The sequence below is a fragment of the Paenibacillus glufosinatiresistens genome (assembly GCF_031470375.1).
Classification (GTDB): domain Bacteria; phylum Bacillota; class Bacilli; order Paenibacillales; family Paenibacillaceae; genus Paenibacillus_AQ; species Paenibacillus_AQ glufosinatiresistens.
In genome coordinates this window covers 87,094-99,530 of record NZ_JAVFHT010000007.1, presented here as the reverse complement: position 1 = coordinate 99,530, position 12,437 = coordinate 87,094, and the positions used below count along the sequence as shown (strand labels likewise).

General features: G+C 58.1%; 12 protein-coding genes. 3 read left to right on the top strand and 9 right to left on the bottom strand.

What is annotated here, in order from left to right:
- The first annotated feature begins 92 nt into the window (after positions 1–92).
- Positions 93–302 (top strand): hypothetical protein, encoded by a 210-nt coding sequence (locus RBI05_RS10205; protein WP_310551015.1) that lies wholly within the window; start codon positions 93–95, stop codon positions 300–302.
- A gap of 64 nt (positions 303–366) precedes the next feature.
- Here RBI05_RS10205 and RBI05_RS10200 read toward each other — a convergent pair whose 3' ends face one another.
- The 3 genes from RBI05_RS10200 to RBI05_RS10190 all read right to left on the bottom strand — a co-directional run bounded on the left by RBI05_RS10200 (position 367) and on the right by RBI05_RS10190 (position 5,120).
- A complete protein-coding gene (locus RBI05_RS10200) occupies positions 367–1,194 on the bottom strand; it encodes an HD domain-containing phosphohydrolase (RefSeq protein ID WP_310551014.1) in 828 nt (275 codons plus the stop codon).
- 127 nt (positions 1,195–1,321) lie between these two features.
- Entirely contained in the window at positions 1,322–2,017 is a 696-nt protein-coding gene (locus RBI05_RS10195; protein ID WP_310551013.1) for a hypothetical protein, read from the bottom strand.
- A gap of 124 nt (positions 2,018–2,141) precedes the next feature.
- The gene (locus RBI05_RS10190; protein ID WP_150457510.1) at positions 2,142–5,120 is read right to left on the bottom strand and encodes an ABC transporter substrate binding protein; all 2,979 of its coding nucleotides are present in this window, start codon (positions 5,118–5,120) and stop codon (positions 2,142–2,144) included.
- 193 nt (positions 5,121–5,313) lie between these two features.
- Here RBI05_RS10190 and pepT point away from each other — a divergent pair, with 193 nt between their 5' ends.
- Entirely contained in the window at positions 5,314–6,543 is a 1,230-nt protein-coding gene (gene pepT, locus RBI05_RS10185; RefSeq protein ID WP_310551012.1) for a peptidase T, read from the top strand.
- Positions 6,544–6,667: 124 nt separating this feature from the next.
- Here the strand turns inward: pepT and RBI05_RS10180 are convergent, their stop codons facing one another.
- Entirely contained in the window at positions 6,668–7,813 is a 1,146-nt protein-coding gene (locus RBI05_RS10180; protein ID WP_310551011.1) for an NADH-dependent flavin oxidoreductase, read from the bottom strand.
- 112 nt (positions 7,814–7,925) lie between these two features.
- Here RBI05_RS10180 and RBI05_RS10175 point away from each other — a divergent pair, with 112 nt between their 5' ends.
- A complete protein-coding gene (locus RBI05_RS10175) occupies positions 7,926–9,305 on the top strand; it encodes an MATE family efflux transporter (protein WP_310551010.1) in 1,380 nt (459 codons plus the stop codon).
- A gap of 177 nt (positions 9,306–9,482) precedes the next feature.
- Here RBI05_RS10175 and RBI05_RS10170 read toward each other — a convergent pair whose 3' ends face one another.
- The 5 genes from RBI05_RS10170 to RBI05_RS10150 all read right to left on the bottom strand — a co-directional run bounded on the left by RBI05_RS10170 (position 9,483) and on the right by RBI05_RS10150 (position 12,436).
- Positions 9,483–9,761: a hypothetical protein gene (locus tag RBI05_RS10170; RefSeq protein ID WP_150457621.1), complete on the bottom strand. Its 279-nt coding sequence runs from the start codon at positions 9,759–9,761 to the stop codon at positions 9,483–9,485.
- A 196-nt stretch (positions 9,762–9,957) separates the two neighbouring features.
- Entirely contained in the window at positions 9,958–10,209 is a 252-nt protein-coding gene (locus RBI05_RS10165; protein WP_150457514.1) for a type B 50S ribosomal protein L31, read from the bottom strand.
- 118 nt (positions 10,210–10,327) lie between these two features.
- Positions 10,328–11,320, bottom strand: a complete 993-nt coding sequence (locus tag RBI05_RS10160; RefSeq protein WP_310551009.1) for an ion channel — start codon at positions 11,318–11,320, stop codon at positions 10,328–10,330.
- A gap of 67 nt (positions 11,321–11,387) precedes the next feature.
- Positions 11,388–11,780, bottom strand: coding sequence for a DUF350 domain-containing protein (locus RBI05_RS10155; RefSeq protein WP_150457515.1), 393 nt, complete (start codon positions 11,778–11,780; stop codon positions 11,388–11,390).
- Entirely contained in the window at positions 11,777–12,436 is a 660-nt protein-coding gene (locus RBI05_RS10150) for a hypothetical protein (protein WP_150457516.1), read from the bottom strand. Before RBI05_RS10150 ends, RBI05_RS10155 begins: the two co-directional genes overlap by 4 nt.
- Position 12,437: the final 1 nt, after the last annotated feature.

The window sequence follows — 12,437 nt, the reverse complement described above, 5'->3', positions numbered from 1 at the left end:
GTTTTTTTGTTAGTTTTATGCGCGATATGTCTGTCTGTGTTTTAGTAGGTATGGTAATTTTTAAGAAGAACATCCAAGGAGGTTAATTAATTATGGATATCGAAGAGCAAATGAATCAGAATTTAAATAATATAGCGAATCAAATTAGTAACAGTTCTTCGAACACTTCAGTGGGTATGGGGAATATCTCCGATAGTATTAACGATTTAAAATCAGGGGTTAACCTCACTAACAATCTATTGATCGTGTTGATTATAGTTTTGGCTATAAATTTTCTTGTTAATTTAAGGAATAAAAAATAAAGACATCTGTCCGAGAGTTGGAGGCAGATGTCTTCATTATTAGGCGGTTCACAGCCTTATAGGATTACGGCTCCTCCCGGGCCTCGCGGGGCTGCAGGATTCCGTCGGCGATCAGGGCTTTCTCGAACAGGTCTACCATGTGTCCGTCGTAATGAATGCCGGACAGCCGCTTCAGCTCATCCATCGCCACCTCCGGCGGCAGCCCCCGCCGATAGGGCCGGTCGGAGGTCATGGCGTCGAAGGTGTCGGCGATGCCGATGATTTTGGCCTCCAGCAGGATATCCTCTTCCTTGATGCCGTAAGGATACCCCGAGCCGTCCAGCCGTTCGTGATGCTGAAGGATAACCATACAAATGTTGTTGTAATACAGATCCTTCACCATTACATAGCCGTCATAGGAGTGGCGCTTGATGATCTCGAATTCCTCGACGGTCAGGCGCCCTTCCTTGTTGAGAATTTCGGCAGGGATATGGATTTTGCCCACATCGTGAAAGGCGGCGGCGTAGTAGAGGTCCTCCCATTGGTCTTTGGAGAGCTTGAGCATTCCGGCGATCATCAGGCTATACTTCTGGACTCTGGCACTATGTTCAAACGTGTAGTTATCTTTCTGCTGGACTTTCTTCAGCACTTCCTCCAATGTCCGGATTCGATGGCTGATAAGATGAAAGGCAGGTTTGGTCGTATACCATAATAGCTTCATATCAGTTAGGGAGTTAAAGTTCTCCACCGTATCCAGATAATGAGCGTAGAAATAATCGCCTTTCTTCAGAACAATGTTATGCTCTTCTCCGGCGTAACTGCACTCACCCTCAAGGATATAGAAGAACTCCATGGTGTTGGCTTCGTCAGCCGGGTAAACGCAGAAAATTTTGTCTTTTTTGATGGACTGCATAATAATTTCAGAGCCGTCTCCTCTTGCGAGCAGAAGGAATTCCGAAGAACTCTGGTACTCTCTAGCGATAGATTCTCCTTCTCTTCCTAAGTTCAGGCCCCTCATCTTATATGGTCAGTCCCTTCTCTTAGACGCTCACTGCAATGGGATCAATCCACACCTGACGGTCTCCGAGGGTTACCAGCTCCCAGTAGCGCTCTGCCTTTACTCCCAGACGGGCGGCTTGGGCGATTGCCCCATCGGCGATGGCCAGCGTCTCGTTGTATAAATTCCGGATCAGCTTGTCGAGATCATTGCTGTATTTCAGGGTAACGAGGGAAGCGGTTAAATCCTGGAGCGACTGGTTCTGGAACGACGCCGTCAGCTCCCGCGCATTCAGGCTCACCGTGCCCCGCTGCGCAAAAGCGGTGTCGATCAGCTCCCGGCTCTTCTGGTCAATATCGGCCAGCACCCGGTCCACCTGCGGATTATCATTGGCTGCCTGAGGCTCCAGTGCCGCCATCTCGGCGGCCATCTGCGCCTTGCGGGCAGCGCTGCCCTCGGTCAGATATTTGACCTTCAGTTCATTGAGCTTGGCCAGCGCCTGGCTCTGACGGATTGCGGTGACTGCCTTGACATAATCCTGCTGCATACGGTCCGCTTGTTCGACGGCTGCCGCGATCTTGCCTTGGATCTCCTGATTGGCTCTCTCCACAATCTTCAGCGCTTCTTCCCGGTTCTGGGCCGTCCGGTCCGTCACCGCAGGCGCTGCAAGAGCAGAGCCGCAGGTCATGATGAGCAGGAGCAGCATAAGGGCGCCGCCCGAAAACAGCTTTTTCAACATAATGGTAATTCCCTCCTGAGTATAAATTGCATAATTTCCTCCAATTATATTATCTCCGTGAACATTTTACCAGAAAGGATTCAACGCCGTAGGAAAGCGTTCCGGACGATTGCGTTCTCTGCCGTCATGCGTCGATTTTGCTGTTCTGGAAGGACTCCAGCCAGGCCTGAACCTGAGATTCCGGCAGCGGCCGGCTCAGGTAATACCCCTGGATCTTGTCGCAGCCCGTCTCTTCCAGCACACGGCGCTGCACCTCGCTCTCGACGCCTTCCGCCGTAACGCTCAGCCCCATGTCATGGCCGATGGCAATGATGGAAGAGGTCAGGGAGGCCGTCCGTTCCTCGGCCGGAATGCCGTCGATGAACGACTTGTCGATCTTCAGCGTCGTGATCGGAAGCTGCACCAGATAGCTCAGCGAGGAATAGCCCGTTCCGAAATCATCCAGGGCAATTCCGATTCCCGTCCGGCGCAGATATTCCAGCTTGCTGCGGATCAGATCGAAGGATCCCATGAAGATGGACTCCGTAATTTCCAGTTCAAGGTGGCGCGGGCTCAGCCCGCTCTGTTCAAGCGTCTGCAGAACGTTCTCCGTGAAATCCTCCTGCAGCAGCTGGCTGACCGAAAGGTTGACTGAAATCCGCCCGTCCGTGAGTCCCTTCTTGACCATGCCCGCCATGAAGTCGCACGCCCGGCGGAGCACCCACTGGCCGATCGGGATAATGAGACGGCTGTCCTCGGCAATGCGAATAAAGGTAAGCGGAGAGACGAAGCCGAGCGCCGGACTGTTCCAACGGAGCAGCGCCTCGAAGCCCCACACCTCGCCTTCTGCCCCCAGCTGCTGGATCGGCTGGTAGTGGAGGGAGAGCTCCTGGCCTTCAATTGCATTGCGCAAATGCTTCTCAATCACGACCCGCTCGTCGAATTCCCGCTGCATATCCTCTTCGTAGACGACATACTTGCCCTTGCCGGTCTCTTTGGCGCGGTACATGGCGATGTCGGCGTTCATAATCAGCGTGTCCGTCCGTTCGCCGTTGCGCGGGTACTGGGCAATTCCGATGCTTACCGAGAGATGAGCGGAGCTCTCGCCAAGCCGGAACGGAGCCCGGAACGCGGCCGCCAGCTCCTGCGCATAAGCTGAAATCTCTTCCAGATTGCCGACCCTCTCCTGCACGACTACGAATTCGTCTCCGCTCAGACGGTAGTTGCGGCATCCGGTCCAGCCCAGGCCCTCCAGCCGTTCGCCCACCCCGTGCAGCAGTTCGTCGCCGAAGGAGTGGCCCATGGAATCGTTGATATATTTGAAGTTGTCGATATCCATAAAATACAGCGTGAACGGCTGCCCCGGCGCCTTCTCGATCATCCCGGCCAGCTCTTCATAGAGCGAGAGCCGGTTGGGGAGACCGCTGAGCGCGTCGCGGTAGGCCAGTTCGCGGTACTGCTCTTCGCTGGCCTGAAGCAGGGTCTGATTCTCCACGACCTTGTTGTATTGCTCCAGCAGCTCGTCCTGCAGTGCCGCCAGCTCTTCGTAAGTGGACTCCAGCTCCTGATAGCTCATCTGGAGCTCGCTCTCCATCCCTTTGCGGTCGGTGATATCGACCATCGAGCCGGCGAAGCGGACGAAGCCGCCCCGGTCGTCCCTCAGCAGCTTGCCTCGGGCCTGGAACCACTTGTATTCTCCGGATTTGGCCCGCATCCGGTACTCGCTGTAATAATAAGCCGTTCTGCCGGAGAGATGCTCGCGCCGCTGCTTGTCCTCCTGCTCGGCGTCTTCGGGATGCACAATGGAGCGCCAGCCGCCGCGGCCTTCATCCAGTTCGCCCTTCGAATAGCCGAGCAGTTCGTACCAGCGGTCGGAGAAGTAATAATTCATGGCCGACATATCCAGCTCCCAGATCACGGCGTCGGCGCCATATGTAGCCAGGCTGAATCGTTCATTGCTCTTCTCCAGCTTGCGCCGCATGGCCCGGATGGAGCGAACGTAGACCAGCAGAAGAACGATCAGAGCCAGCAGAAGCGTAAATATGGCCAGCAGACTGATTACCAGCGCCTGGTATTCTTCATAGAAAGAGAAGGGTTTGTTGATGATTTCGCTGCCTTTGGGCAGATCGGAGGCGGAAATGTGAAAACGTTCCATCTGCTTGTAGTCGAACACCCGGCGGGCGGTGCTGCCTTTATACACCGGAATGGAATCGGGATCTTCCCCCTGAATCACGCGCAGCGCAATTTCCGCCGCCTTCTGGCCCTGCATCCGCCCGCTGAGCAGACTTCCGCCGAAGGCCCCGTGCCCGAGCCCGAAATCGTATAAATGATAGACGGGGACCGAGCTGGCCGCCGCCAATTCAGCAGAGAAGCGCCCGAACTCCAGGATGCGGCCGGTGCTGTCGCTGTAATACGTGGTCATCAGGACGATGCTGTCTTCGCCCAGACCGGCGACAGTCCGTCTGATCTCTTCGGCGCTCAGTTGGTTCATGGCGTGTATGTTCAGATGTGCAGGAAGCTGTTCCAGCCGCTGCCGGGCAAGGGCGCCCGTGGACTGTCCGCTCTCCGAGTTGTCGAACAGCAGGTAGACATTCTTGAGGTTGGGGTTGATCTTCAGCGCCAGTTCAACGGTCTCGGCCGGTTCAATCTCTTCCTGAACGCCGGTAATGCGTTCCTGGCCCTGCTTGATCTGGTCGGCCCGGATTTCATTGATGCCGCTGAAGATAATCGGAGCGTCCTGAAACAGCTCCGTGCGGTATTGGATGGCAAAGTCCAGGGCTTTGTCATCGGTTGTAATGACGGCCGACAAGGGGACTTTGGCGTATTTTTGCAGAATGGTCTGGCGGAACCGGTCCAGCGTATCCTGGCTGGGGTATCTCTTCCAGTCCATGTATTCTTCATATAAGGCGGGCGGCTGCGCTGCGGCCTTCAACCGCTCTTCAATCCCCTGCGACTGCTCGTCGGTCCATTCAAAACCTTTGTGGTAGGAATGGAGAATCAGTACGTTCCGCTCCCTGGAGGGTGCGGGTGCTTCAGCGCCGACGGCGGGTACAATTCCCGCTCCCAGTACTATTAGCAGGAGGAAAAGGCATATCCCTGACTTGGCGAACCGGGTGACTTTCAAAACCGATCAATCCTCCTGTTTTCGCTCCTTCTTTTTTATGTCGGCAAATGCTTATCTTTTAGTAACGTTTTCTTCGACAAAAAATGAGCATCCCCTTCTTCCCGGCCCGGTTCTGCCCAAAGAATGGGACCTTGCGCCGGGACATCGGCCTGTGGTTCGTGCTACAATCGGTACTGAAAAGGAGATGACCGTATTGAAACAGGAGCTTATCGAACGTCTGGTCAGATATGCCCAAGTCGATACCCAATCCAGCGAGGACAGTTCCTCCTGCCCGACCACACCGGGACAACTGGAGCTGGGAAGATTGCTGGCGGGGGAGCTGCAGGAAATCGGACTCGAGGATATCGCCATTGATGAAGGCGGCTATGTCACGGCTACGCTGCCGGCCAACACGGACAAGGATGTGCCTGTTATCGGGTTCCTGGCGCACCTGGATACCTCGCCCGATTTCAGCGGAAGGAATGTCTCTCCGCAGGTGGTCGAGAACTACGACGGAGGCGATCTGCCCCTCGGCAATTCCGGCATCGTCATGACCACGGACAGCTTCCCGGAGCTTGCGGGGTATAAGGGGCATACCCTCATCACGACAGACGGCACCACGCTGCTTGGAGCCGACAACAAGGCCGGAATCGCCGAGATTATGACGGCTATGCACCATTTGAAGGCGCATCCCGAAATTCCGCACGGCACGATCCGCGTCGCCTTCACGCCGGACGAGGAGATCGGCCGGGGACCGCACCGGTTCAACGTTCCTGCCTTCGGCGCGGCCTACGCCTATACGGTGGACGGGGGACCGCTCGGCGAGCTGGAGTACGAGAGCTTCAACGCTGCCGTCGCCAGGATTACGGTGCGCGGCGTGATTGTTCATCCCGGAACGGCCAAGGGCAAGATGATCCATGCCGCCAAGATTGCGATGGCGTTCCACCAGCGGATACCGGCGGGGGAAGCGCCCGAGTTCACCGAGGGCTATGAGGGCTTTTACCACCTGAACTCCATGGAGGGCGGGGCTGATGTGTGCACGCTGAAATATTACATTCGCGACTTCGACCGGCAGCGCTTCGAGGAGCGCAAGGCGTTTCTTGCCGAGCTTGCCGATGAATTCCGGTCCACTTACGGAGCGGAGCGCATCGAGCTGGAGATGAGGGACCAGTATTACAACATGCGCGAGAAAATCGAGCCTGTCCGCTTCATCGTGGATACGGCCGAGGAAGCTATGCGGGGACTTGGCATCGTCCCGGTCATCAAGCCGATCCGGGGCGGCACCGACGGCTCCCAGCTCTCTTACATGGGGCTGCCGACGCCGAATCTCTTCACGGGCGGGGAGAACTTCCACGGAAAGTTCGAGTACGCCTCCGTCAATGTGATGGAAGCGGCAGCCCGCGTCATTGTGGAGATTGCGCGGCTGTTCGAGGCCAAAGCCTGACCAAGCGAAGCGGGCTTCATGGCCCCTTCAAGTTCTTCGCACAATAAAGAAGCAGGCCCCCAGAGGGACCTGCTTCTTCTGTTCAACCTGCCTTGTACATTCTGCGGTACGCTCCGCCTACCTCTTAGGCCCGGCCCCGCATCGGCAGCCAGCCCGGCGTATTCACCAGCATATTCCAGAGGGGCTGGGGAATAACCAGCCGCTGCTGTCCATCCGGATCAAGCTCGGTCTCGATATCGGCGGCGCGGCCTTCTTCGACCTTCTGCACCCAGTCGGGGTCGATCAGCAGCGGACGGCCCAGGGCGACCAGATCGGCTCCCGTCTCTTCCAGCGCCTGAAGCGCCGCTTCGGCCGTATAGAGGGACCCGACGCCGATCACCGGCGCGCGTCCGGCCACGCGGTCGACGATCTGGCGGAGCGCCGGACGCGAGTCTTCCGTTCCGCGGTGCGGCAGGGAGTCGAACTTCCGCAGAGACACGTGCAGGTAGTCCACGCCTTCCTCCGCCAGCGCATCCAGCAGCGCGAACGTATCGCTCATCGTAAGGCCGGGCGTCTCCGCTTCTTCCGGAGAGAACCGGTAGCCGACGATGAACGGCATGGCCGCATGCTTCGCCACCACGGCCTTCACTTCGCGGAGAACGGCCAGCGGGAAGGCCAGCCGGTTCTCCAGGCTGCCGCCCCAGCGGTCTTCGCGGAGGTTGGAATGCGGGGAGAAGAACTGCTGGATCAGGTAGCCGTTCGCACCGTGAATCTCCACGCCGTTGAACCCGGCCTCAATCGCCCGGCGCGTCGCTTCGCCGAAGTCGGCAATGATGCCGGTAATTTCCTCTTCCGTCAGCGGACGCGGCGCGGGGCCTGTCTGTCCGCCCGGACGTACCGGTGCGACATCGCTTGCGCTGACCGGCTGGCCGTCAGGCAGCAGCTCCGGCGGGCACTCCCGTCCGCCGTGGAAGATCTGCAGAATAGCCTTGGCTCCGGCGGCCTGAATAGTCTCCGCCAGCTTCCGCAGTCCCGGCACGAGATCGTCGCGGTCTGCGCCGAACTCGTCGTAGAAGCCTTTGCCTCCCTTATTGACATACGCGCACGCCGTAATCACGGCGCCTACGCCCATGGACCGCCGGGCATAATAGGCCAGCTCTTGCTCCGAGACCGTACCGTCCGGATTCGAGGAAGAATGCGTCATCGGCGCCATGACCACCCGGTTGTTCAGGACGATCCCGCCCGCCAGCGTGCAGGGTGACAGCAATGCGTCAAATTCAGCTTTAGACATTAATTTGGTTCCCTCCTATTTTCTGTTTTCGTCTGCTCTTTTTTATTGTACTATACAAAGGTTAGCGTCTGCATCTTTGCCTTAGACCCGTTCCAAGAAAGAAGGAATTCCGTTGACCAACCCCGCCCAGCCGCTCAGCCTGGTCCGTCTGACCTGGCCGATCTTCCTTGAATTGTTTCTCTTCATGCTCATGGGCAGTGTCGACACGTTCATGATCAGCTCCGTCTCCGACAATGCCGTATCCGGCGTCGGGGCGGCGAACCAGATTGTCGGCATCGCTATTCTCGTCCTGAGCGTCATCGGCAACGGCGCTGCCATTGTCGTCTCCCAATATATCGGCTCCCGCAGACTCCGGGAAGCCGCCCAGGTCACGGGAACCGCCGTGTCCCTGAATCTGATGGTCGGCCTGGCGCTCAGCGTGACGCTGCTGTTCCTGGGCGAATCCCTGCTCGCCGCCCTGCATGTCACCGGGCAGATCCGGGAATACGGCGCGACCTATTTGCAGATCGTCGGCAGCTTTATTTTTCTGCAGGCGCTGATCAACGCTCTGGCCGCCTCCATCCGCACACACGGCTTCACGAAGCAGACCATGCTGGTCTCCCTGCTGATGAATCTGCTGCATGTTGCCGGCAACTATACCCTGATCTACGGCCACTTCGGAATGCCTGCGCTCGGCGTCCGCGGCGCCGCCATTTCGACCGTCCTCAGCCGGCTGATCTGCCTGTTCCTGTTCTTCCTGCTGCTGTACCGGGTGACGGAAGTCCGGGTCAAGCTCTCTTATTACCTGAAGCTGAGCCGGAATTACGTGAAGCAGATTCTCCGGATCGGCATTCCGTCGGCCTTCGAGTCCATCATCTACCAGGCGTGTCAGCTTACCTTTACGCTGTATATCACCTACTTGGGCGCCGAAGCGATGGCCACCCGTCAGTATGCTCTGAATATCTCCAATTACATCTACCTGTTCAGCATGGCGGTCGCCATGGGAACCTCCATTATCGTCGGCCGCCTCGTCGGAGCCCGGCGGCCGGAGGAAGCTTACCGGCGGGTCTTCCAGAGCGTCAAATGGGCGCTGCTGGTTACGGTGGTCATCGACGCCATTGTCATCGTCTTTCGCATTCCGCTGCTGGGGCTCTTCACGGACAATTCGGAGATCATCGCCCTCGGTGCTCAAGTCCTGCTGCTCAGCATCTTCCTGGAGACCGGCCGGACCACGAACCTGGTCATTATCAATTCGCTCCGGGCCTCCGGCGACGCCCGTTTCCCGGTGTATATGGGCCTTCTGTCGATGGTCGGCATGAGCCTTCCGCTCGGCTACCTGCTGGCGTTCAAGCTCGGCCTGGGACTGGCGGGCATCTGGCTCGCCACCGCGGCCGATGAGTGGACGCGGGCGGTCATTATGTACTTCCGCTGGCGCAGCCGGGCCTGGGAGCGGCACGCCTTGATCGGCCCGGGCGACGAGGCCGCTCCCGCCGCAGCCGCAAGCGGCGGCTGACCGCTGCCCTGCCGGCCTTGCGTGACAGCTGCCGCCCTTAAGGCGCACGCCGCCCGGCCCCGGCAGGAGCCCAAGACGGCCAACAGGCCCCATCCGCTCCGCCGTCCGGCGAGAGAGGATGGGGCTTGTGTGCGTTCCCGGGCGCTGCCGCCAGCGGCGGCAGACGAAGGCGGCCGGCTAATCCAGATAGCCGGCGAGGCCCTTGTCCATCAAGTAATCCATTTCCCGTTCCAGAATATCCTCGACTGCCGGTTCGGTCAGGGTCACATCCCGGCGGCTCAGCACATAATCGACCAAGTCGTCCAGATCAATGTCCACTTCGCCCTTCCGGCCGGGCTTGGCCTCCTCCAGAAAGCGCTGTTCATGCTTCAGCACCAAGGCAATCTGCTTCGGGTCGGCCTTGGTCTTGCCGGCGATATAGCGGATCAGCTCGGCTTCGTTGATTCGGTCGTTCATTCGTTCGTTCACTCGTGTCTCTTCCTTCCGCGCAGCTCGTTCTGTCCCTGCCTGCAAGGACGTATGCTACTGAATATACCGGGTCCGGGTCCGGTTCGTCAAACCGGGCTGCCGGAATGCCAAAGACCCCTCCGGGCAAGACCGGCTGATGCCGCCTTGTCCAAGCGAGGGGTCTTTCGGCGATATTACGCGGAGGCTACTGCTGCTTCCGGTTAAGCCGCTGGTTGAACCGGTCCACCCGGCCGCCGGCTTCCGTATTCTTCTGCCGTCCCGTATAGAACGGATGCGAGGCCGAACTGGAATCGACCCGGATGACCGGGTACGTATTGCCGTCTTCCCATTCCATGGTCTCATTCGAGCTGCGCGTGGAAGCGCTCAGGAATTTGTAGTCGACGCTGGCATCCAGGAATATCACTGGACGATAGTTGGGGTGAATGCCTTCCTTCATCGGATAATCCTCCTTCCGAAGACGCGCTTCGCGTCTTCTTCCCTATTATTACCCGATTGCCGGCTCCTTCTACCTGCCTCTTCTTCTCGGGGCGGCCTCCTTCTATCCGGTTCTCCGGTCAGAGCCTGCGGCCGGAAATCCGGCAGTAGGTCTCCTTGTCCGACACTGCGTAGAGCCGGGCTTCCTTCGGAATCGGCTCGTCCAGACGCCGGTTGATGCCAAGATCGCCGCGGTCCGACAGCAGCGTCGCTCCCTGGCGCAGCAAGGCCTGGAAAGCGTCGCCGTAGGTCGCCCAGGAGCGGTCCACCGGCACCTCATAAATGTCGTCGCCGTGCGAACGGCTGATCAGCTGCGCGATGACTTCGGAGTTGCCTTCCTGAAGCGCTGCCCGAACGGCCAGCCGGGAGATGGCGTCATGCGACAGGACGAATTCGTTGACCTGAACATGCCGGAAATTCTTCACGTTCTTCTCCTGCATAACCTCAACTGTGGTATGCACGTGCGGAGCGACCCGCTCAATGCTTGAGGCAATGAGCAGGGACTTGCCGTCCACAAGCGGCGTCTCGTCAATGCGCGCATCTCCGAAGATGATCGCCGCCCGCGCACCGGAGATTCCGGCCTTCGTCAGCACCTCGTCGGAAGACGGATCGCCGCTTACAAAGTGGACCTGGCGCAGCGCCTCCATCGGATGGCGCTCGGATTCATCAATGATGACAATGTGACCGTCCGGAGCGTAGCTCAGAATTTCCTCGACGGCGGCCTCCGCCTTTTTGTTCCAGTTAATCAGAATAACATGGCCCTTTCCGACAAACGACAACTTGCCCGCCCTCCTCTGTCTGCCGATTTCAGCGATCGTGTCGATCACCTTGCCGATGACCAGACTGAGCAGCCCGATGCCGAATATGTATAGAAAGATGGTGAATATTTTGCCGAGCACCGTCTTGGCGAAGAAATCGCCGTAGCCAACCGTGGCCATCGTTGTCAGCACCCAGTAGAACGAATTGAACCAATTCCCGAACGTGCCGGGTTCAAGCAGAAAAGCGACGGTGGCGCTGGCTCCGACGAAGATCAGGGTTATCAGCGCAACCGTTCTTTTGCGGATGCGGACCATAAGCGTTGACAGCCGGAGCAGAAAATGAATGACGTCCACCGCCCAGTTGTAAGAGTAGAGTAAGGGATTAAATAATCAGACTGCTGATGGCAAACGCGGTTCCGATATAGACCAGACACAGCATGGCGCCAACGGCTACGTTGCCCTGCTTGAGATGGTCGGAGACCTTGAACCCGACGGTCACCAGCTCAAAGATCCAGTACGCCAGCACGAGACACACATAACCGACGGCGAACCAGAGCGCCATATGCCAGATCGTGCTGTTCGTATAAGCGGCAATGCCCAGCACAATAGCCGTCGCCAGGAACTTGCCCCCCATCGCCAGACCGACGGCGAGATTCCCTCGCTTGAGTTCTTCCATATCCTTGAACGGCGTCATCCAGCTGAAGACCAGCATGCCGACAAGCTGCAGCACAATCATGGCGAAGATGCTGATGACAATGTTCGCTACCGTAATCAATCCGCCCACCCCCTGAATTTAGCATACGCCGTATCGTAATCGGCAAAATCATGGACTTCCTCCAGCACGACCGAGATCCGCTTCTTCTTCTCCATCGCCTTGTACCGCTCATCGTCAATCGGCTGCTTGATCCGGTTGCCCGAAGGCAGCTCCAGCACGGCAAAATTGCGGGTCTTCCCTTGGTATTCCGTCTTATAGACGCCCACCAGATCGACTTCGGTGGTGACGGACAGCTTCAGATTCTGCATGTCCTCGGTCGCCGACTTCAGATCGCCATAGGACTTGATCGGCGTCCAGGCCGACAGCTTGACCGTATTGCGGTTGTCAGCGTCGGTCGTCAGTTCGGCGTCCATGTACTGGAGCGTCCAGACCGGGTCGCCGGTCGCATAGTTGTTGTCATTGGGCAGCAGCGTGTTGTCCGGCAGAACCGTCATGTCGCTTCCGACCAGATCGCCCACGGTGCCTTCCACTACTTTGTAATCCCACGGCACCGTTGCCACAGCGGAAGACGTATCCGTTCCTTGGTCGGTGGACAGCACGCTGTCCGGGTTGCCGCAGGCGGCAAGCGCCAGCGCATTCGCAAGCGCCAGAGCCAGCAGCCCCAGACGCAGACGGCGACGGGCCGAACGGCCTCCGTATAAGCTTGATTTCCGCAAA